The 20,372-nt window shown below is 67.4% G+C and carries 18 protein-coding genes; 12 read left to right on the top strand and 6 right to left on the bottom strand.

Going from position 1 to position 20,372, the window contains the following annotated elements:
• Positions 1-103: 103 nt before the first annotated feature.
• The 4 genes from AC3A4T_RS09720 to hemC all read left to right on the top strand — a co-directional run bounded on the left by AC3A4T_RS09720 (position 104) and on the right by hemC (position 3,826).
• Positions 104-805, top strand: coding sequence for an alpha/beta hydrolase (locus AC3A4T_RS09720; protein WP_487675209.1), 702 nt, complete (start codon positions 104-106; stop codon positions 803-805).
• Between the two features lie 33 nt (positions 806-838).
• Positions 839-1,888, top strand: a complete 1,050-nt coding sequence (locus tag AC3A4T_RS09725; RefSeq protein ID WP_411920898.1) for a sensor histidine kinase — start codon at positions 839-841, stop codon at positions 1,886-1,888.
• 20 nt (positions 1,889-1,908) lie between these two features.
• Complete coding sequence (locus AC3A4T_RS09730) at positions 1,909-2,643, top strand: LytR/AlgR family response regulator transcription factor (protein ID WP_056106522.1); 735 nt, start codon at positions 1,909-1,911, stop codon at positions 2,641-2,643.
• A 244-nt stretch (positions 2,644-2,887) separates the two neighbouring features.
• The gene (gene hemC / locus AC3A4T_RS09735; RefSeq protein ID WP_487675210.1) at positions 2,888-3,826 is read left to right on the top strand and encodes a hydroxymethylbilane synthase; all 939 of its coding nucleotides are present in this window, start codon (positions 2,888-2,890) and stop codon (positions 3,824-3,826) included.
• Positions 3,827-4,026: 200 nt separating this feature from the next.
• Here hemC and AC3A4T_RS09740 read toward each other — a convergent pair whose 3' ends face one another.
• From AC3A4T_RS09740 to AC3A4T_RS09760, 5 genes are all read right to left on the bottom strand, one after another.
• On the bottom strand, positions 4,027-4,701 hold the full coding sequence (locus AC3A4T_RS09740; RefSeq protein ID WP_487675211.1) for a DUF481 domain-containing protein: 675 nt from the start codon (positions 4,699-4,701) through the stop codon (positions 4,027-4,029).
• Positions 4,702-4,890: 189 nt separating this feature from the next.
• Positions 4,891-5,838, bottom strand: coding sequence for a dimethyl sulfoxide reductase anchor subunit family protein (locus AC3A4T_RS09745; protein ID WP_487675212.1), 948 nt, complete (start codon positions 5,836-5,838; stop codon positions 4,891-4,893).
• A gap of 108 nt (positions 5,839-5,946) precedes the next feature.
• Positions 5,947-6,759, bottom strand: a complete 813-nt coding sequence (locus AC3A4T_RS09750; RefSeq protein WP_487675213.1) for a 4Fe-4S dicluster domain-containing protein — start codon at positions 6,757-6,759, stop codon at positions 5,947-5,949.
• Positions 6,756-6,977, bottom strand: a complete 222-nt coding sequence (locus AC3A4T_RS09755) for a hypothetical protein (RefSeq protein ID WP_487675214.1) — start codon at positions 6,975-6,977, stop codon at positions 6,756-6,758. The genes AC3A4T_RS09750 and AC3A4T_RS09755 overlap by 4 nt, the downstream gene beginning before the upstream one ends.
• Positions 6,978-7,074: 97 nt before the next feature.
• The gene (locus tag AC3A4T_RS09760; protein ID WP_487675215.1) at positions 7,075-10,104 is read right to left on the bottom strand and encodes a molybdopterin oxidoreductase family protein; all 3,030 of its coding nucleotides are present in this window, start codon (positions 10,102-10,104) and stop codon (positions 7,075-7,077) included.
• 117 nt (positions 10,105-10,221) lie between these two features.
• On the opposite strand from AC3A4T_RS09760, the gene AC3A4T_RS09765 reads away from it, so the two are divergent.
• Positions 10,222-10,425, top strand: a complete 204-nt coding sequence (locus AC3A4T_RS09765; protein ID WP_487675216.1) for a hypothetical protein — start codon at positions 10,222-10,224, stop codon at positions 10,423-10,425.
• Between the two features lie 54 nt (positions 10,426-10,479).
• Here the strand turns inward: AC3A4T_RS09765 and AC3A4T_RS09770 are convergent, their stop codons facing one another.
• On the bottom strand, positions 10,480-11,064 hold the full coding sequence (locus AC3A4T_RS09770) for a hypothetical protein (RefSeq protein WP_487675217.1): 585 nt from the start codon (positions 11,062-11,064) through the stop codon (positions 10,480-10,482).
• An 89-nt stretch (positions 11,065-11,153) separates the two neighbouring features.
• Between AC3A4T_RS09770 and AC3A4T_RS09775 the strand changes: the two genes are divergently transcribed.
• From AC3A4T_RS09775 to lptM, 7 genes are all read left to right on the top strand, one after another.
• Entirely contained in the window at positions 11,154-12,122 is a 969-nt protein-coding gene (locus tag AC3A4T_RS09775; RefSeq protein WP_036114817.1) for a helix-turn-helix transcriptional regulator, read from the top strand.
• Positions 12,122-13,060 carry a patatin-like phospholipase family protein gene (locus AC3A4T_RS09780; RefSeq protein ID WP_487675218.1) on the top strand — a complete coding sequence of 313 codons (939 nt, stop codon included), beginning with the start codon at positions 12,122-12,124 and terminating at the stop codon, positions 13,058-13,060. The genes AC3A4T_RS09775 and AC3A4T_RS09780 overlap by 1 nt, the downstream gene beginning before the upstream one ends.
• Before the next feature lie 374 nt (positions 13,061-13,434).
• On the top strand, positions 13,435-13,788 hold the full coding sequence (locus tag AC3A4T_RS09785) for a hypothetical protein (RefSeq protein WP_487675219.1): 354 nt from the start codon (positions 13,435-13,437) through the stop codon (positions 13,786-13,788).
• Positions 13,789-14,137: 349 nt separating this feature from the next.
• Positions 14,138-16,261 (top strand): prolyl oligopeptidase family serine peptidase, encoded by a 2,124-nt coding sequence (locus AC3A4T_RS09790; RefSeq protein ID WP_487675220.1) that lies wholly within the window; start codon positions 14,138-14,140, stop codon positions 16,259-16,261.
• 164 nt (positions 16,262-16,425) lie between these two features.
• A complete protein-coding gene (locus tag AC3A4T_RS09795) occupies positions 16,426-18,576 on the top strand; it encodes a S9 family peptidase (RefSeq protein ID WP_487675221.1) in 2,151 nt (716 codons plus the stop codon).
• A gap of 763 nt (positions 18,577-19,339) precedes the next feature.
• Positions 19,340-19,837: a YbaN family protein gene (locus tag AC3A4T_RS09800; protein WP_487675222.1), complete on the top strand. Its 498-nt coding sequence runs from the start codon at positions 19,340-19,342 to the stop codon at positions 19,835-19,837.
• 202 nt (positions 19,838-20,039) lie between these two features.
• Positions 20,040-20,372, top strand: a complete 333-nt coding sequence (gene lptM, locus AC3A4T_RS09805; protein ID WP_487675223.1) for an LPS translocon maturation chaperone LptM — start codon at positions 20,040-20,042, stop codon at positions 20,370-20,372.

Raw genomic sequence — 20,372 nt, forward strand, 5'->3', positions numbered from 1 at the left:
ACAAAGTGCCCGCGGCAATGGCCCGGCTTGTCAGCTCAGATCAGCCCGCCCGCAAATAGCAGCAACTTGGCGCGACCCGCACCGAGCGGCCACAATGCGGCGCATGGAGACTTCCCCCGCCGCATCCCCCGAACTGCTCGACGCCGTCATCCGCGAAACCGGTCCGACCCCCGCCTGGAGCGTGCTGTGGCTGCACGGCCTGGGCGACAGCGGCGACGGCTTCGCGCCGATCGTGCCCGAACTGCTGCGCCCCCACTGGCCGGCGCTGCGCTTCGTGTTCCCGCATGCGCCGGTGCGCGCGGTCACGATCAACAACGGCATGCGCATGCGCGCCTGGTACGACATTCGCGATTTCAGCGACCTGGCCAACCGCGCCGACGAAACCGGAGTCGACGAATCGGTGCGCCAGGTCGAGGCGCTGATCGAGCGCGAAATCGAACGCGGCATCCCGGCCTCGCGCGTCCTGCTGGCGGGGTTCTCGCAGGGCGGGGCGATCACCCTGGCGACCGCGCTGCGACGCAAGCAGCCGCTCGGCGGGCTGATCGCGCTGTCCACCTACCTGCCGATGGCCGACCGCCTGATCCGCGAGGCGACCGCGGTCGCGCACATCCAGCCGATGTTCATGGCCCACGGCCAGCACGACCCGGTGGTGCCGTACCGCGGCGGCGAGATGGCCGCCGCGCGCCTGCGCACCCTGGGCTTCAAGATCGACTGGCACGACTATCCGATGGCGCATCAGGTCTGCGCCGAGGAAATCGACGCCTTGGGCGACTGGATGTCGCAGCGGTTCGCGGCCCAGCGCTGAGCCCCGCCGACCGTGGCCGCGCCGCCCACCGGTCTGCCCCTGGCCGAGCACGAGCCCTGGCTGCCGGACCTGTGCCGGCTGCCGCGGCTGGTGGTGATGCTGAGCATGGCCGAGCTGATCGTGATCGTGCTGGCGCTGGCGCCCGACGGCACCCGCTGGGACCTGGGCCGGTTCGTGTCCTCCAGCGCATTCGCGTTGTGGCTGGCGCTGGCGATCTCGGTGCTGCTGTGCGTGTCGCGCAAATGGCTGTCGCGGCTGCCGCCGGGCGTGGGCGGCTTCATCGCCACCGCGACCGCCGCGGCGATCGCCGCGGCCGTGGCCGGGGTCACCCACACCATCGACACGGTGACCAGCATCGGCCTGGTGCCGGCCGGGGTCTCGTTCCTGCGCTTCGTGCTGGGCACCGCGGCGATCGCGATCCTCGCTGTCGGCGTGGTCCTGCGCTACCTCTACATCAACGACAGCTGGAAGGCCCAGGTCCGCGCCAACGCGCGCGCCGAGGTCGAGGCGTTGCAGGCGCGGATCAAGCCGCACTTCCTTTTCAACAGCATGAACACCATCGCCGGGCTGGTGCGCAGCGACCCCGAAGTCGCCGAGCGCACCGTGCTGGACCTGTCGGACCTGTTCCGCGCCGCGCTGGGCGCGTCCAAGAGCGATTCCAGCCTGGCCGAGGAGGTCGAACTGGCCGAGCGCTACCTGGCGATCGAGCAATTGCGCCTGCGTGAGCGCCTGCGGGTGGTCTGGCGCAAGCGCGAACCGCTGCCGTGGAAGATGCCGCTGCCGCGGCTGATCCTGCAGCCGCTGGTCGAGAACGCCGTCCTGCATGGGATTTCGCCCTTGCCGGGCGGCGGCGAGATCGAAATCGAGCTGACCCAGCTCAGCGATCACCTGCTGCTGCGCATCCGCAACCCGTCCCCGGCGCCGGCCGAAGCCCGCGCCGGATCGCGCCACGCCCAGCACAGCATCGTCCAGCGTCTGCGTTATGCCTATGGACCTACGGCGCGAATGACCTCAGGCTGGGAGCGGGGATACTATCTGTGCGAACTGCACGTGCCGACCGGGGTGGAGGCGCAGAGTCGATGAAGGGTGCGACGAGGCTGGCCATGAGAGTGGTGATCGCTGACGACGAACCGTTGGCGCGCGAGCGACTGCGCGCGCTGCTGGCCCTGCGGCCGGACGTGGAGGTCGTCGCCGAAGCGGTCGACGGCCAGCACGCCCTGCATGCCTGCGCCGAACACCGGCCGGATCTGGTGCTGCTGGACATCGCCATGCCCGGCATCGACGGCCTGGAGGCCGCGCGCCATCTGGCCGCGTTCGATCCGCGCCCGGCGGTGGTGTTCTGCACCGCCTACGACGCGCATGCGCTGTCGGCGTTCGACGCCGAAGCGATCGATTACCTGGTCAAGCCGGTGCGGGCCGAACGCCTGGACGCCGCGCTCGAGCGCGTGCGCACCTTCGCCGCCGGCCGCGAACGCCACGACGGCGGCGAGACCGCGCCGGGCCAGATCCGCAGCCACCTGTGCGCGCGCCTGCGCGGCAGCCTGCGCCTGATCCCGATCGACGACGTGCATTACCTGCACGCCGAAGAGAAGTACGTGATCGTGCACCACGCCCGCGGCGAGGACCTGATCGAGGAATCGCTGAAATCGCTGGAGGACGAGTTCGGCGAACGTTTCGTGCGCATCCACCGCAACTGCCTGGTGGCGCGGCACGAGATCGTCGAACTCAAGCGCAACGCCGAAGGCCACGTGCAGGCGGTGCTGCGGCATGGCAAGCAGCCGCTGGAAGTCAGCCGGCGGTGTGTGGCGGCGTTGCGCGAGACGCTCAAGCATCTTTGAATTTCGGGATTCGGGATTCGGGATTCGGGAATCGGGAATCGGGAATCGGGAATCGGGAATCGGGAATCGGTTGCGGCGCAACCTTCCTGCCGTCATTCCCGCCTTCACGGGAATGACGAGCTATAAGCGGCAGCATCCGTCATTGCTCTGACAAACCAGCGTTGCGCCCCAATCTCGTTCCTCACTCCTCCCACTAGTTTCTCGGCCTTTGGCCCTCACCCCCAACAGCGGCGATAATGCCGCCATGAAGACCCTGCGCATCGCCACCCGTAAGAGCCCGCTCGCCCTGTGGCAGAGCGAGCATGTCGCCGACCGCCTGCGCGCCCTGCATCCCGGGCTGGTGGTGACCCTGGTGCCGATGAGCACCCGCGGCGACGAGGTGCTGGACCGCTCGCTGGCCGCGATCGGCGGCAAGGGCCTGTTTCTCAAGGAATTGGAACTGGCGATGTTGCGCGAGGAGGCCGACTGCGCGGTGCATTCGCTCAAGGACGTGCCGATGGAGCTCGAGCCCGGTTTCGCCATGCCGGCGATCCTGGAACGCGCCGACTACGCCGACGCCTTCGTCAGCAACGCCTTCGACGGCATCGACGCGTTGCCGACCGGCGCCCGCGTCGGCACCTCCTCGCTGCGCCGTCAGGCCCAGTTGCGCGCGCTGCGTCCGGACCTGGAACTGCGCGACTTGCGCGGCAACGTCAACACCCGCCTCGGACGCCTGGACGCCGGCGAGTACGACGCCATCATCCTGGCCTGCGCGGGCCTGCAGCGGCTCGGCCTGGACGCGCGCATCCGCGCGCGGCTGGAATCGCCGTACTGGCTGCCGGCGCCGGCGCAGGGTGCGATCGCGATCGAATGCCGCGAGGACGACCTGTCCACCCGCGAACTGTGCGCCGCGCTCGATCACGCCGCCACCCGCACCTGCGTTGAGGCCGAGCGCGGCATGAACCGCGCATTGCACGGCAGCTGCCACGTGCCGGTCGCCGCGTACGCGCGCCTGGACGGCGAACACCTGCGCCTGGACGGGCAGGTCGGTTCGGCCAGCGACGGCCGCGCGGTGCGCGCGCACGGCGAGGGCCGCGGCGACGCGCCGCAGTGCCTGGGGATCGAAGTCGCGCAGAAACTGCTGGAGCAGGGCGCGGGTGAGTTCATCGCCGATTCGCTGGGCGATGGGGGCGATCAGGATTAGCGGTTGCGTTGATCGCGGGCGCGAGCGGATCGCGGTCTGGCGGACGCATTGCGAAATCGCAGATGCGTCGAGTGTGAGGTCTCGCGGTCGCGGCTTGCGCCGCTCCTACAGGTAGGCCATGTAGGAGCGGCGCAAGCCGCGATCGCGACACTTCAAACATGGCGTAAACACGCTTGGCGCGACTCGCCAAGCCGAAGCCCTCAAAACCGCCGAATCAACTCGATCGAACTTTCCGCGCTCTCGCTGCCGCCGCCGCCGTTGTTGTCGTGGCGAATCGCGAAATCGGTCTCCAGCTTCCAGTTCTGCCACACCTCCACGTCCAGCCGCACCGACTGCTTGACGAAGGTGTCGCCGCGACCGCTTTCGACCTGCACGCTCTGGGTGAAACGCGCGCGGTCGCCGATGCGCTGGCCGAGGTTGAGTTCGCCGCGGAACACCGCGCCGGGACGGTTGATGCCGTCGTCGTACAACGGGGCCAGACGATAGCCGGCGCCGAACTGCAGACCGATCTGGGTCGGACCGTCGCGCACCGCCTGCACGCCGTAGCGGGTGCCGATGCGGTAATCGTTGGAATACAGCGAGCGGCTTTCGCGCGAGGTCGCCGGGGCGCTGACGCCACCGATCACGCGTTGCTGGCCGGGCAGTTCCACCTTGCGCAGCGGCGGCAAGTCGGCCGGGTCGATCTCGGGCGCGCGTTGCCGCCTCGCCATCGCCAGCTTCCATTCCTCGTCGCCGCAGCGGGTCGAAAAACAGTACAGGCGCATCTGCGCCGGATCGCTCGCAATCGCGATCAGGATCGGGTCGCCGCCGAAGGCGGGAGTCGGCAATGTGACCAGAGGCGCGCCCAGCAGGGCGAGCCCGATTGCACCGAGCATCGTCTGAGTCAGGCTGGAAGTACGGCCCAGGATAATGCCATGAAACCGATTACAGACCTGCGACGCCGGGCACGCCGGATAGGTTCGATTAATCCTTTGATGGCACGCAAGTGATTGATGCGAATGGCCGAAAGCCTTGCGGCGCGGGGCGATGGCCGGGTTCGCGGCTGCGATCGATGGGCCGGCGGCTCAGTAGTACAGCGTGACCAGATGTTTGGCCTGGGCGAAGAACAGCCATCGCTCGACCAGGGCGCCCAGAAACACCGACAGCGCGCTCAGCGCGGTCACGATCGCGGCGGTCTCGGGCGACCCGGTCACCTGCATCAGGCCGGCGCCGAACATGCCGGCCACCGGCAACAGCGCGAACAGCGCCAGCGCGATCAGGCGCAGCTTGCGTGCGTGCTTGCGCGCCAGCACGTAGCCCATCTCGCGGGTCAGATAGTTTTCTTCGGTGTGCGGACGTTCGAATACCGACAGCTCGCGGTCGGGCAGGCCGACCGCCTCGCCGCGGGTGACCGGCAACGGCGTGCGGTCGATCGCGCGCCAATACACCAGCTTGAGCACCGCGGTCAGCGGCGCGAGCAGCACCACCGCCGTCATCGCCGAGCGCCCGGCCGCGGGCGCGCCGGGCAGCGCGGCCAGCAAGGCTGCGCCGCTGAGCAGGGCGAAGGCCAGATAGCTCGGCACCACCAGCCAATGCCGCCACGCCGGGATCGGTTTGAGCGAGGCGTAGATCATCGCCGTGCAGGCCACGGTGATCAGCGCGCACACCACCACCGCCGCCGACAGCAGCATCGGCATCGCCGCGCCGCTTTTGCGCACCACGCCCAACAGCAAGCCCAGCGCGGGCAAGTACGCGACGACCGCCATCACGCCCTCACGCGACAGCCATGAGGTCCGCCATTGCGAGAACGCGCGCCAGGCGCGTAGCGGTTTGCCCAGGTGCAGGGTCGAGCTGAGCAGGCCGACGCTGACCAGGGCCAAGGCGGCGAACATCGCGAGCGCGAATAGGCGCATGGGCTCGACCGGCGATCCGCCGGCGTAGTGGTAAAAGGCGATCGCGCCGATCCACGCCATCAGCCCATAACCGGCGCCCGACAAGGTGGTGAAGAAAATGACCGAGAACGCCGGGTGCATATCAGCCTGCGCGAACGAAACGAAGAGAAATGAAATTCGCGCAGGCGCGTGTGCGCACGCACTCGCCACCCACGCTATCGCGCAGTCGCTGCATACCGCGCAGACGCATCATCGCGACAACACCCGATCCAGCCAGCGCAGCACCGTCGGCAAGGCCTGGGTGTCCAGCGGTTCCGCGGCCGGCGCCGGTTCCTCCGCACCGACGCGGCGCGCGCGCGGCGGCAGGTATTTGTTGGTCGGTTGATAACCCAGCGACGCCATCAGATCGACGCCGCCGCGTTCGGCGACCAGTTTCGACACCTTCGATTCCGGATCGGCGAGGTCGCCGAAATGGCGCGCGCGGGTCGGGCAGGCCTGCACGCAAGCCGGCTGGCGTTCGGATTCTTCAAGGTTCTCGTTGTAGATGCGGTCGATGCACAGCGTGCATTTCTTCATCACGCCCTCGACCGGGCTGTACTCGCGCGCGCCGTACGGGCAGGCCCAGGAGCACAGCTTGCAACCGATGCACTTGTCCTCGTCGACCAGCACGATGCCGTCTTCGGCGCGTTTGTAACTGGCGCCGGTCGGGCACACGGTCACGCAGGCCGGCTGTTCGCAATGCAGGCACGAACGCGGGAAGTGCAGGGTCATCGCCGGTTGCGGCGCGGTGTCGACGGCCGCCGCGGCGCTGCCGCAGCCGCGCACCGGGTCGGCGATCGGCAATGCGGCGACGGCGGTGGCTTCCACCTCGTAGCTGTGGACGCGGTTGAACCAGACCCCCGACGGATCCTTGCCGTAAGGCTGCTCGTCGGTCAGCGGAGCGGAAAAGCCGCCGGCGTTCCACTCCTTGCAGCTCACCGCGCAGGCATGGCAACCCACGCAGGTGTCGAGGTCGATGACCAGGCCCAGTTTCTTTTTCGACGGCGGCGGCAGACCGGTCATCGTTTTCTCCCGGTCGAAATCAACCAAACGCCCAGCGCGAACACGGCCAGGCCGATGCTCACGCTCGGCATCAACGCGATCAGCACCGGTGTCACCGAGCCGTTGGCGCTCGCGGCCGCGTCGCGGGTCGGATCGAACAGGCCCAGGCCCAGCAACAGCACCAGGCCGAAGCTCAGCGCGATGCACAGCAGGCCGGCGAAGAGGCGTACCGGTTTCATGCGCGCACTCTCACGATTCGGACTCGCGTGAACGCAGATACGGCGGGACGCCGACGCGACCGGCCGCGACGAAACCATGGACTGACGATGCATCCCTTCATCGGTTTTTCCTGAACTGCGCGCCATAGCGCAAGGGCCGGTCGTCGGCGGGTTCGAACGACAGCGCGGCGAACTGTGGCTGCGACATGGTCTGCGTATCGTCGGCCGCATTTAGCTTGCGGATCGACACGCGCAGATCGAACCAGGCCGCCTGACCGGTGACCGGATCGGCGTTGGCGTAGTCGCCCTTCGGGGTGATGTCGGAAATCAGGTGATTGAGCAGGAAGCCCTTGCGGCTTTCCGGCGCGTCCTTGTTCAAGCGCCAGGCGCCGCGGCGCTTGCCGATCGCGTTCCAGGTCCAGACCGTGTCGGGCTGCACGTTGGCGGCGAATTTCGCCTGCACCTGGATGCGGCCGTGATGCGATTGCACCGCGATCCAGTCTTCGTCGGCGATGCCGTGGCGCGCGCCGGTGTCGGGATGCAGGTACAGGAAATTGCGCGTGGTGATCTGCCGCAGCCAGGCGTTCTGCGAACCCCAGGCGTGGTACATGAACATCGGCCGCTGGGTCACCGCGCTGAGCGGGAAGCGCGTGGCGCCGTCGGCGATCTGCGCGCCTTCGAACGGTTCGTACCAGATCGGCAACGGATCGAAATAGGTCGCGACCCGTTCGCGATGCTCGGCCGGCGGTTGCTTGTCGCCGTGGCCCTGCGCGGCGAGGCGGAACTTCTGCATCGTCTCGGAATACAACTGCAGCACGATCGGATCGGCATGGCCGAGAAAGCCCATCTTCTGCGCCCAGTCGAGATAGCCGCGGTTGGCCATCTTGAAGTAGCGCGCGGACTCGGGCACATGGCTGCGCCAGAAGCCGCCGTGGTCGATGTAGCGTTGCAGTTGCTGCGGATTCGGCGGGCCCTTGGCTTCGAGTTCGCCGTGTTCGCCGCGCCAGCCGGCGAGCAGACCGACTCCGGGCGCGCGTTCATGGCGCACGATGTAGTCGGCGTAGTCGCGATAGCGCGGGCTGCCGTCGTCCGCCACCATGCCCGGAAGTCCGAGGCGCGCGCCGATATCGAGCAGTACCGACTGGAAGCCGCGCACGTCGCGCGCTTCGTCGCCGGCATGCAGGCGTTGGGTGGTCGAATCCACGATGGGATGCCGTATCGCGTCGCAGGCCGAATCGGCGTCCGAGATCGGCCGGTCGAGCAGGCTGATCGCGTCGAAGCGTTCCAGGTAGGTCGTGTCGGGCAGGACCAGATCGGCGTATGCGGTCATCTCCGAGGCGTAGGCATCGGCGTAGATGATGCGCGGGATGCGGTACTCGCCGTCCTCGCCGCGATCGGTCAGCCAGCGCATCGTCTCGCCGGTGTTCATCGCCGAGTTCCAGCTCATGTTGGCCATGAACATCATCAGCGTGTCGATCTTGTACGGATCGCCGGCCCAGGCGTTGCGGATCACGGTGTGCATCATGCCGTGCGCCGACAGCGGATAGGCCCACGAGAACGCGTGATCGATGCGACGCGGCTGGCCGTGCTCGTCGACGACGAGGTCTTCGGGGCCGTGCACGAAACCGAGCGGGGCGGCGTCCAGCGCACCGTTGGCTTGACGCTGTTTGCCGGGGCGGTTCGGTGGCGGAAGTGGCTTGGGGAACGGCGGTTGATAGCGGAACGAACCGGGCGTGTCGACCGCGCCGAGCAGCAGTTGCAGCAAGTGCAGCGCGCGACAGGTGTGGAAGCCGTTGCTGTGCGCGCTGATCCCGCGCATCGCGTGCATGCTGACCGGCCGGCCGACCATCTCACTGTGTTCGCGGCCGTGCGCGTCGGTCCACGCGATCGGCAGTCGGACCGGGTTATCGAACGCGGCCTGCGCGAGTTCGCGGGCGATGCGGCGGATGGTGTCGGCGGGAATGCCGCAGCGTTCGCTGACCGCGTCGGGCGCGTATTGCGGGTCGAGGTAGCGTTCGACCAGCAGATGGAACACCGGCACGACGCGGCGGCCATCGGTCAGGGTGTATTCGCCTACGACGGCGGGGGAGATGTCGATGCTGTCGGCCGGTTGCGCGCGGCCCTCACCCCGGCCCTCTCCCGCGTGCGGGAGAGGGGGTTCTTCGGCGGTGTTCGAAGCGACGTGATGTGGCGCATCTTCGGAGGCATGCACTGCATCCGATCGCTTCGCAACGGTTCCCTCTCCCGCGGGCGGGAGAGGGCCAGGGTGAGGGCCACTCACCCAACACAACGCACGCCCCAACTCATCGCGCGCAAACAACCCGTCGTCCGCGCCACCCGGATTACGGATCACCAACCAATGCGCATTCGCATAGCGCACCAGGTAATCCAGATCGATCCGGTCGGCCTTCAACAATTCGTGGATCAACGCGAACGCGAACAAGCCATCGGTGCCGGGCCGGATCCCGATCCACTCGTCGGCGATCGCGCCGTAACCGCTGCGTACCGGATTGACCGCGACGATCTTCGCCCCGCGCGCCTTCAACTTGCCCAGTCCGAGCTTGATCGGATTGGAGTCGTGATCCTCGGCCACGCCCCATAGCATCAGATAGCGCGAATGCTCCCAGTCGGGTTCGCCGAATTCCCAGAACGAGCCGCCCAGCGTGTACAACCCGCCCGCGGCCATGTTGACCGAGCAGAACCCGCCGTGCGCGGCGTAGTTGACCGTGCCGAACTGCTGCGCCCACCAGCCGGTCAACGCCTGCGACTGATCGCGGCCGGTGAAGAACGCCAGTTCGTCGGGATTGCGTTCGCGGATCGGCGCCAGCCAGCCGGCGGCGATGCCCAACGCCTCGTCCCATTCGATCTCGCGGAATTCGCCCTTGCCGCGCTCGCCCACGCGCAACAAAGGTTTGCTCAGCCGCGCCGGCGAATAGTGCTGCATGATCCCGGCCGATCCCTTGGCGCACAGCACGCCCTGGTTGACCGGGTGATCGGGATTGCCCTGGATGTAACGGATCTTGCCGTCGGCCAGCCACACCTTGATGCCGCATCGGCATGCGCACATGTAACAGGTCGTGGTCTTGACCTCATCGCCGGGCGAGGGCGACAGGTCGATGGCTGGCTCGGAGGGAGCGTGCTCTCGCATCGCGCCATTGTGCCTGCCGCGCCGGAATCCGGCGAGCGCGGCGGTGATTGTTGTCCTCGCCGCGACGGCCAGCCGATACTGGCCGGTCGCGGCACGACGCCCGAGGAGCAATCGCGCATGGGGTTCTTGTTCGGGTTCGTCTATTACGGCGGCTTGCTGTGGGTGGCGCTCGCGCTGGCCTGGGTCGGCTATGAACAGCGCAAGCGTCGGCCGGGATTCAACCGCTGGTATCTGGCCGCGTGCGTCTCGGCGGCGCTGGGCGCCGCCGCCTGGTATGTCCTGCAGCACATGGGCGCGGCGATGCGCAGCGCCGGTGGCTGACGCTGCGCGGTTCCACCGCAGTCGCAATCGATGCGACCGCGGTGGTGTCTAATGTCACTTCACCGCCGGGACCTGGATCTTGATACTGGGGTCGTTGAAACGCGAATACTTCAAGGTCGAGGTGTACTGCTTGCCGTTGACGTCGGCGATGTTGACCGATTGCACCGGATAACCGTCGGCGTTGACCCAGAAGGTCGAGGAGGACTTGGGTTGGGTGTTGTCGATCTTGTACTTCTTGGTCGCCACGCCGCCGAGGTTCTCGGTGCCGGCCGCGGTCACCTTGAGGGTCGCCAGATTGCCGAGGACTTTGTCGCGGGTGCGCAACTGGGCGACGCCGCCTCCGGGCGCGGCCTGTTTGCTGGTCTTGCCCTGCATGGTCAGGTACAAGGTGTTGCCGATCATGATCTGCTCGCCCATCGTGCCCATCTTCACGCGCATGCGATCGGGGGCGACGAAGTCGGTTTCGGTGCCCGGTCCCGGGCCCATGCTCATGACGGCGTGGTAGCTCTTGGCGGCGAGGAATTTATCGACTGCGGCAACGACCTCCTCTTTCGGTCCGGCCCAGGCCAGACTGGAGGCGCTCAGACCGAGCAGCAGCACCGGGGTGGTCAGCGTTGCGGATAATGAGGTCTTGATCACGTAGGATCCTTAGGTTCGATGGTGGCGGCCGGACAGAGGCCGATGCCATGCTAGTTGTGTCCCCACCGCCTCTACCAGACCCTGCCGACATGGAACGTATCGAACGCATCCACGCGCTGCACCGGATTCTCACTGCGGCCAGGTATCCGGTCACAGTTCAGCGCCTCCAGGAGGACCTGGAATGCTCGCGCGCGACCGTCTATCGGGATCTGGCCTACCTGCGCGATTACCTGATGGCACCGGTGGTCGGCAACGGCGAGGCCGGTTTCCGCTACGACACCAGCGAAGGCGACCGCTTTGAGCTGCCCGGCCTGTGGCTGAGCTCGGAGGAGCTGCATTCGCTGCTCGCCGCGCAACAGCTGCTGATGCGCAGCGGCGGCGGGGTGCTGTCGAACGCGCTCGCGCCGTTGCAGCAACGCATCGAAAAACTGCTCGACGAACACGCCGGCGGCCGGCGCCTGCCGGTCGAGCGCGTGCGGGTCATCCCGCACCGCACCCGCCGGCTCGACGAAACCGCGTTCCGCGCCGTCGCCACCGCGGTGCTCGATCGCAAGCCGCTGACGTTCGAATACCGCGCGCGCTCCACCGACGAACGCACCCGTCGCAGCGTGTCGCCGCAACGGCTCACCCATTACCGCGAAAACTGGTACCTCGACGCCTGGGATCACGAGCGCGACGCCTTGCGCAGCTTCTCGGTCGACCGGATCAGCGCGGCCAAGATCGGCGACGTGCCGGCGCGCGATGTCGCCGACGAGGAACTCGATCAGCATCTGGCCTCGAGCTACGGCATTTTCTCCGGCGCGCCCAAGGGTTGGGCGACCATCGTGTTCAGCGCCAAGGCCGCACGCTGGGTCGCCGACGAACACTGGCATTCGCAGCAGCAAGGCCGCTTCCTGGCCGACGGCCGTTACGAACTCAAGGTGCCGTACAGCGCCGGGCGCGAACTGCTGATGGACGTGATGCATTACGGCAGCGACGCCGAAATCGTCGAGCCGGTGGTGCTGCGCGAGCAGGCCAAGTCGATGCTGGAACTGGCGCTGAGCAACTACGGTCACTGATGCCCGGCGCCGATCCTCCGCGTATCGAAAAAGGCGAAGCGGTCGCGCTGGTGCTCGGCGCCGGCGGCGCGCGCGGGCTGGCCCAGATCGGCGTGATCGAAGCGCTGCAGGCGCGCGGGCTGCGCATCGTCACCGTCGCCGGTTCCTCCAGCGGCGCGCTGGTCGGCGGCTTGTTCGCGGCCGGCAAGATGGAGGTCTACCGCGACTGGCTGTTCGGCATGAGCCGCACCGCGATGCTGCGCTTGCTCGATCCGGTGTTCGGCCAATCCTCGCTGTTCCGCGGCGAGCGACTGATGGACAGCCTGCGCGAACTGGCCGGCGAGCCGCGCATCGAGGACCTGCCGATCGGCTTCACCGCGGTCGCGGTCGACCTGATGCGGCAGCGCGAAGTGTGGCTGCGCGAGGGCGACCTATGGGACGCGATCCGCGCATCGATCGCGATCCCGGGCGTGTTCACGCCCTACGAATTGCACGGCCGCGAACTGGTCGACGGCGGCTTGCTGGCGCCCTTGCCGATCACCGCGACGCGTCTGTCCGACGCGCACCGCCTGGTCGCGGTCGACATGCACGGCTGGCCCGCGCAACCGCCCGGCGCGTTGGCCCAGCACAATGGCGGCGGCGTGCTGACCACCCAGGGCGGTGGCGACGCCAAGCCGCCGTCGTTGTTCAACCACTGGTTCCGGCGCAAGGCCACTGAATCGCCCGACGAGGTCGAGGACGACGCGCCGCGCGAGATGGGCTTCACCGAATTGATGGCGCGCTCGCTGGATACGATGCAGGCGCAGATCGCGCGCGTGCAGCTGGCCCTGGACCCGCCCGAACTGGTGATCCGGATTCCGCGCGACGCTTGCCAGTTCTATGAGTTCTGGCGCGCCAAGGAACTGATCGAGATCGGCCGCGAGGAAGCGGAGAAGGCGCTGGATAAGGCCGGGTATTGACCTGATGGATCACCTCTCCCGCCCGCGGGAGAGGTCGGCGCGCAAAGCGCGCCGGGTGAGGGCACGCAGGCCGTCGCGCCCCCATCCCGGCCTTCCCCCGCAAGCGGGGGAAGGAGCAGAGCCGGCGTTACCCAGAGCCATTGGCTAACGCGAAGCGTTTGCCTCGAACAGCCGATCGTCAATATGCGCCGCATCACCTCTCCCGCTCACGGGAGAGGTCGGCGCGCAAAGCGCGCCGGGTGAGGGCGCCCCGGCGCAAATCCCTCGACCCGACTCCCATCCCGACCAGCGGTCGCACCCATCGCAGCCCCTGAGACGCGGCGGCACGAAGGTGGGCTCCAGCCCATCGACCTTGCCGCCATCGGAGTCAGTCCATGACCGCCACCGCGACTTCCACCGCATCCCCGTCGTCCTCCACCGCCGCCGCCGACCTTCGCGCCGACCTCGACACCGCCCTGCGCTACGCCCTGGCCATCGGCGCGCTGCTGGTGCTGATGCTGCCGGCCGCGCGCGGCGGCCAGAGCGCGATCGGCTGGTTGCCGATGTGGCTGGTGGCGATGCCGGCGATGGCGTGGTGGGCGCTGCATCGCTTCCGTCTGCCGTCGTGGCGTCGGGCGGCGCCGGCCGACGCCGGGCAGGCGCTGCGCCGCCGTCGTCGCGGCGCGGTCCAGGCGCGTCGCCGCGCGCGTCCGGCGGTGATCGCGCGGCCGCTGCCGCGTGCGGCCTGAACCGGTTCGCTTAATCGGCCTTCCGACTCGATCTGCCTACTCGGCCACCTGGGCTGCTGCACAAGCCGGTGTACCGATCTGATGTGTCGAACCGTTTTGCCGATCCGGTCCACATGGGTCCGGATCGGCCTGCAGGTCGCGCCGCTTGGCGCCGCGGCCGTCACGGTATCCAACGCCTGAATTCAGCCCCATCCGCGCCGAATTCACGGCATTCGCCGCGCATCGCCACGGCCCCGCGGCGGCGCCCTTCAACGCAGCCAACCCCGCACCTCCCTACATGACCATGGACAGGGCGGCCGCCCCGGCGCCCTGTGCTAGCGTGGCGGCCTTCCTTTGTTCCGGATCCGCCATGCCCGTTCTCCCGAAGACCTGTCAGTCCCTGTTGCTAGCGGCCGGTCTCGCGGCTGCATCGGCCTGCGGCGCCGTCATCGCCAAGGAGGCGACCGTGACCGACGATCCCTATGCGTGGCTCGAAGACGTCGACGGCAAGCGCGCACTCGACTGGGTTCATGCGCGCAACGCCAAGACCGAAGCCGAATACACCGGCAGCGCGCAGTTCAAGCAGCTCGAAGCGAGCATCCGCGCCAACCTGGATTCCGACGCCAAGATTCCCGGCGTGCAGAAGATCGGCGATCACTATTACAACTTCTGGCAGGACGCCCAGCACCAGCGCGGCCTGTGGCGCCGCACCACCCTGGCCGAGTACCGCAAGGACAAGCCGGCCTGGGAAACGGTGATCGACCTGGACGCGCTCAACGCCCAGGAGAACGAGCAGTGGGTCTGGCACGGCGCCGAATGCCTGCGGCCGGATTACCAGCGCTGCCTGATTTCGCTGTCGCGCGGCGGTTCCGACGCCGACGTCACCCGCGAATTCGATCTGGTCGCCAAGACCTGGATCAAGGACGGTTTCTACCGCCCCGAAGCCAAGGGCAGCCTGACCTGGATCGATCGCGATCATGTCTACGTCGCCACCGATTTCGGTAAGGGCAGCATGACCAGCTCGGGTTATGCGCGCACGGTCAGGCTGTGGACGCGCGGCACGCCGATGGCCCAGGCCACGCCGGTGTATGAGGGCAAGGACAGCGACATGATGGTCGCCGCCTGGCACGACCCGACCCCGGGCTTCGAGCGCGACTTCGTCGAGCGCACGATCGCGTTCTACAACAACGAACTGTTCCTGCGCGATGCCGACGGCAAGCTCAGCAAGCTCGACCTGCCCAACTCCGCCAACAAGGAAGTGCGCCGTGAGTGGCTGTTGCTGGAGCTGCGCGATCCTTACGAGGCCGGCGGCAAGAAGTACCCGGCCGGCAGCCTGATCGCCACGCGTCTCGACGAGTTCCAGGCCGGCAAGCGCGATTTCGCCAGCCTGTTCGCGCCCACCGATACCAGTTCGCTGGCCGGCACCACCTGGACCCGCCATCACCTCATCATCAACGTCCTCGACGACGTCAAGAACAAGCTCACCGTGCTGACTCCGCCGGGTGCGGGGCAGGGCGAGTGGACGCGCAGCGCGTTCGTCGGCGCGCCGACCTTCGGCACGGTCATGGTCGGCGCGGTCGACGGCATCGACAGCGACGCGGTGTGGCTCAGCGCCGCCGATTACCTGACCCCGACCACCCTGGCCTTGGCCGAGCCGGGCCAGAAGCCCGAAGTGCTCAAGACCATGCCGACCTTCTTCGACGCGTCCAAGGACACGATCGAACAGCACTTCGCCAAGAGCAAGGACGGCACCCGCGTGCCGTACTTCCTGGTGCGGCCGAAGGACCTCAAGTACGACGGCAAGGCGCCGACCCTGCTGTACGGCTACGGCGGATTCGAAGTGTCGATGACGCCGGTGTATTCCGGCGGCATCGGCAAGGGCTGGCTGGAGAAGGGCGGCGTGTACGCGGTCGCCAACATCCGCGGCGGCGGCGAGTACGGCCCGCGCTGGCATCAGGCCGCGCTCAAGGCCAACCGGCACAAGGCTTATGAGGACTTCGCCGCGGTCGGTCGCGACCTGATCGAGCGCAAGATCACCAGCACTCCGCACCTGGGCGTGCAGGGCGGCAGCAACGGCGGCCTGCTGACCGGCAACATGCTGACCCAGTACCCGGAACTGTTCGGCGCGGTCGTGGTGCAGGTACCGCTGCTCGACATGAAGCGCTACAGCCACCTGCTGGCCGGCGCCTCGTGGATGGCCGAGTACGGCAATCCCGACACCGACGACTGGTCCTTCATCAAGACCTTCTCGCCGTATCACCTGTTCGATCCCAAGCGCGAGTATCCGCCGGTGATCTTCATGACCTCGACCAAGGACGACCGCGTCCATCCGGGCCATGCGCGCAAGATGGCCGCGAAGATGCTCGACGCCGGCAAGAACGTGACCTACTACGAAAACATTGAGGGCGGCCACGGCGGCGCGGCCAACAACGCCCAGCAGGCGCATATGAGCGCGCTGGCCTTGACCTTCCTGTGGCAGCGGTTGTCCCCATGATCGGCCGCCCGCGCCGAACGATGGCCAGTGCCTGAAGAATAACGACCGAACGGGCGCCATGGCGCCCGTTCGGCCGATGGCTCGCCGCGGCGGCGGACTCATCTCGCGACCCAAGTCCCCAATCCGCGTCCTGCCCCGTTGCGCAACCCGTCCTCGGACCCTATATGAAACCGACCCTGTTAACGCTTGCGGCCACGCTACTGATGACCACCACCCTCAACGTCCCCGCCGCCGACCTGCCCGCGCCGCCCGATGCGGCCAAGAAGCCGTACACCGTCAAGGCGCCGCACGGCGCCCAGCGCGGCGACGAGTACTACTGGCTGCGCGACGACAAGCGCAAGAACCCCGAGATGCTGGCGTACCTCAACGCCGAGAACGCCTACGTCGACGCGGTGATGAAGCCGCTCAAGCCGCTGGAGGACAAGCTGTACGGCGAGATCGTCGGCCGCATCAAGCAGGACGACAGCTCGGTGCCGTACCGCGAGCGCGGTTACTGGTACTACACCCGCTTCGAAACCGGCCAGGACTATCCGATCCATGCGCGCCGCAAAGGCAGCATGGAGGATGCCGAGCAGGTCCTGCTCGACGTCAACGCGATGGCCAAGGGCAAGGATTACTTCAGCGTCGGCGCGATGGAAGTCACCCCCGACAACCAGATTCTGGCCTGGGCCGACGATGCGGTCGGCCGTCGCCAGTACAAGATCCGGTTCAAGAATCTGGCGACCGGCGAGATCTATCCGGACGTGATCGAAAATACGTCCACCGACCTGGTCTGGGCCGACGACAACAAGACCCTGTTCTACGTCGAGAACGATCCCAAGACCCTGCTGACCGTGCGGATCAAGAAGCACGTGCTCGGCACGCCCGCGTCCAAGGACGTGCTGGTCTACGAGGAAAAGGACGACAGCTTCTACATGGGCATCGAGCGCAGCCGCGACGACGCCTACATCTGCATCAACATCCACAGCACCGTGTCCAGCGAAATCCGCTGCGCGCCGGCCGCCGATCCGAAGGAGTTCTTCGTGCTCGCGCCGCGTCAGCGCGATGTCGAATACGACGCCGACCATCTCGCCGGCCGCTGGGTGATCCGCACCAACGCGCCCGGCGCCGACGGCAAGCCGGCGCCGAACTTCAAGCTGGTCACCGCCGACGACGGCGCGCGTTCGATCAAGGAGTGGAAGGACTGGATCGCGCACCGCGACGACGTGTTCGTCGAGGGCTTCGAACTGTTCGACGGTTTCACCGCCGTGGCCGAGCGCTCCAACGCGCTCGAGCGTCTGCGCCTGATCGGTAAGGACGGCAAGGAAGAGTTCGTCAAGGCCGACGAGCCGGCGTTTTCGATGGGCCTTTCGGTCAATTCCGAACACGACACGCCGTGGCTGCGCTATACCTACACCTCGCTGACCACGCCGGCGACCACCTACGAGCTCAACACCCAGACCGGTGAGCGCAAGCTGCTCAAGCGCCAGCCTGTGATCGGTTACGACAGCGAGAAGTACGTGACCGAGCGTTTCTGGGCGACCGCGCGCGACGGCGTCAAGGTGCCGGTGTCGCTGGTCTACAAGAAGGGCTTCGAGAAGAACGGCAAGGCCGCGTTGCTGCAGTACGCCTACGGCAGCTACGGCATGTCGATGGACCCGGGCTTCAACAGCACCGTCGTCAGCCTGCTCGATCGCGGCATGGTGTATGCGATCGCGCATATCCGCGGCGGCCAGGAAATGGGCCGCAAGTGGTACGACGACGGCAAGCTGTTCCACAAGCAGAACACGTTCAACGATTTCGTCGACGTCACCGCCGATCTGGTCAAGGCCGGCTACGCCGCGCCCGATCGCGTCGCCGCGTACGGCGGCAGCGCGGGCGGCCTGCTGATGGGCGCGATCGCGAACATGGCGCCGGACAAGTACCGCGTGGTGCTGTCGCAGGTGCCGTTCGTCGATGTGGTCACCACCATGCTCGACGCCAGCATTCCGTTGACCACCAACGAGTACGACGAGTGGGGCAATCCGGAGAAGAAGGACTACTACGACTACATGCTGTCGTACTCGCCTTACGACAACCTCAAGGCGCAGGCGTATCCGGCGATGTTCGTCGGCACCGGCCTGTGGGATTCGCAGGTGCAGTACTGGGAGCCGGCGAAGTACGTGGCGCGGTTGCGCGACCTCGACACCGGCAAGCAACCGGTGCTGTTCCGCACCAACATGGACGCCGGCCACGGCGGCAAGTCGGGCCGCTTCCGCCGCTTCCGCGAACAGGCGGAGATGTACTCGTTCATGATCGACCAGATGCAGGTCAGCGCGGACATCGTGGCGAAGTGAGTCGATGCACGCGCTCGCGCCGGTAGCGGCGCGGTGCGGTGATCGGACAGGCCCGGCGATGCCGGGCTTGTTCGTTTCTGGGGATTGCGCGAGGGGTTGTGCCCGGTACGACAGGCCGGTTCGTCTTGGGCTGAGCGGCAGATCTCGGGACTGAAACTTCTCCAGCACAAACCCCAGGCGTGTCATGGAAGCCGCAATGCCTACCTGTAGGAGCGGCGCAAGCCGCGACCGCGGGATCGCAATTACGGCGCCAGTTTCGGCGTAGCTGCGATCCCGCGGTCGCGGCTTACGCCGCTCCTACATGGGTAATCAAGAATCTTCGCGAACATTTATGAGCAGAAGGGGCCGAGGTTCGATCTATCGGAAAGCGAAGCGAACTCGTAAGTGCAAAGAAAGCCGACACGCATGCGTCTTTCCCGCCGCCACGCAGGCCGCGATGCCTACCTGTAGGAGCGGCGTAAGCCGCGACCGGGACAATTCAACTACGGCGTAAGTTGCGGCGTAATTGCGATCCTGCGATCGCGGCTCACGCCGCTCCTACAGGAGGCATCAGGAATACTCTTGATTCATCGGCCGACGGAAGAAGTCGGGGTTCGGTTTATCGCAAAGCGACGCGAACCCGCGAGGTCTGTGCGAAAGGGGCTCCAGCCCATACGTTCCACTCGAACCACGCCAGCCCAACACCAATCCACCCACGGCGCTTGAAACCGCGCCGACACCCGCCATGTGTTTCCCACCTACCGCACGGCTGCATACTTCCGGCATGTCCGTTCCACCTTCTCCCTCCGATCCAGGCGCCGATCAGGACGCCGGACCGCGAGCCGACCTCACCGCGTCCGAGCCGCCAGCGCCGATCGAGCCCGCCGCTTCACGTCCGCGCAGCCGCTTGCGCTGGGCCTGGTGGCTGCTGGCCTACGCCAGCCTGGGTCTGGGCATCGTCGGCATCGTCGTGCCCGGCCTGCCGACGGTGCCGTTCGTGCTGCTGTCGGCGTTCGCCGCCGCGCGCGGCTCCGAGCGCCTGCACGCGTGGCTGCTCGCGCACCGCCAGTTCGGCCCGATGATCCGCGACTGGCAGGCGCACGGCGCGGTCAGCCGGCGGGCCAAGTGGCTGGCGGTGTCGATGATGTCGGCCTGCGCGGTGATCATGTTTCTGACCTCGCCCAGGCTGTGGATGGCGATGACCGGCACCTCGATCATGGCCGTGGTGGCGATCTGGCTGTGGCGCCGGCCGGAGCCGCCTGCGGATCGCGGGTCGCGATGAAGGTTTCCCAGGCTCCGCGGCTTGCGCGACCGGCCGACGGCACGGCCTGAACGAGCCGCAGCTCGCGCCGCCGGTTCCGTGGCCCTCGACCCCCGTCGCAATCCACACCTGAGCCAGCAGCTGAACCCGTCCATGTGCGCGGGTCCGATCGGCCCCGGCCGTGGGTTCGTTTCCGCTGCCCCTGCGGGCTACACTTCGACCCATGAATGCACGCCATGCCACGCCCCTCGTTCTGACCGCGCTGACCCTCACCCTGACCGCTTGCGGCAACAAGGGCCCGTTGGTCCTGCCGACCCAGCCCGCGCCGCAGGAAGCGCCGGCGGCCAAGCCCGGCGAAGTGCCGGTGTCCATTTCCAAGGCCAACGACCCGCCGGTCGCGACCAAGCCGGCGACCAAATCACTGCCTGCACCGCCGCTGGACAGCGTGCTGACCCCGCCGACCACCCAGGACGGCAAGGACACGGACGGCGAGACCCAGGACGGCGACGGCTCCGATCAGACCAAGCCGGCCGAGCCGACGCCCGCCGGCGGCTGA

It is taken from the genome of Lysobacter sp. Soil_N_51 (assembly GCF_057655755.1).

What these genes read in the sequence shown, in the direction of transcription:
- AC3A4T_RS09720 (WP_487675209.1), top strand. Translation starts at nt 104, where the DNA reads ATGGAGACTTCCCCCGCCGCATCCCCCGAACTGCTCGACGCCGTCATC.
- AC3A4T_RS09730 (WP_056106522.1), top strand. Translation starts at nt 1,909, where the DNA reads ATGAGAGTGGTGATCGCTGACGACGAACCGTTGGCGCGCGAGCGACTG.
- hemC (WP_487675210.1), top strand. Translation starts at nt 2,888, where the DNA reads ATGAAGACCCTGCGCATCGCCACCCGTAAGAGCCCGCTCGCCCTGTGG.
- AC3A4T_RS09740 (WP_487675211.1), bottom strand. Translation starts at nt 4,701, where the DNA reads ATGCTCGGTGCAATCGGGCTCGCCCTGCTGGGCGCGCCTCTGGTCACA.
- AC3A4T_RS09745 (WP_487675212.1), bottom strand. Translation starts at nt 5,838, where the DNA reads ATGCACCCGGCGTTCTCGGTCATTTTCTTCACCACCTTGTCGGGCGCC.
- AC3A4T_RS09750 (WP_487675213.1), bottom strand. Translation starts at nt 6,759, where the DNA reads ATGACCGGTCTGCCGCCGCCGTCGAAAAAGAAACTGGGCCTGGTCATC.
- AC3A4T_RS09755 (WP_487675214.1), bottom strand. Translation starts at nt 6,977, where the DNA reads ATGAAACCGGTACGCCTCTTCGCCGGCCTGCTGTGCATCGCGCTGAGC.
- AC3A4T_RS09760 (WP_487675215.1), bottom strand. Translation starts at nt 10,104, where the DNA reads ATGCGAGAGCACGCTCCCTCCGAGCCAGCCATCGACCTGTCGCCCTCG.
- AC3A4T_RS09765 (WP_487675216.1), top strand. Translation starts at nt 10,222, where the DNA reads ATGGGGTTCTTGTTCGGGTTCGTCTATTACGGCGGCTTGCTGTGGGTG.
- AC3A4T_RS09775 (WP_036114817.1), top strand. Translation starts at nt 11,154, where the DNA reads ATGGAACGTATCGAACGCATCCACGCGCTGCACCGGATTCTCACTGCG.
- AC3A4T_RS09780 (WP_487675218.1), top strand. Translation starts at nt 12,122, where the DNA reads ATGCCCGGCGCCGATCCTCCGCGTATCGAAAAAGGCGAAGCGGTCGCG.
- AC3A4T_RS09785 (WP_487675219.1), top strand. Translation starts at nt 13,435, where the DNA reads ATGACCGCCACCGCGACTTCCACCGCATCCCCGTCGTCCTCCACCGCC.
- AC3A4T_RS09790 (WP_487675220.1), top strand. Translation starts at nt 14,138, where the DNA reads ATGCCCGTTCTCCCGAAGACCTGTCAGTCCCTGTTGCTAGCGGCCGGT.
- AC3A4T_RS09795 (WP_487675221.1), top strand. Translation starts at nt 16,426, where the DNA reads ATGAAACCGACCCTGTTAACGCTTGCGGCCACGCTACTGATGACCACC.
- AC3A4T_RS09800 (WP_487675222.1), top strand. Translation starts at nt 19,340, where the DNA reads ATGTCCGTTCCACCTTCTCCCTCCGATCCAGGCGCCGATCAGGACGCC.
- lptM (WP_487675223.1), top strand. Translation starts at nt 20,040, where the DNA reads ATGAATGCACGCCATGCCACGCCCCTCGTTCTGACCGCGCTGACCCTC.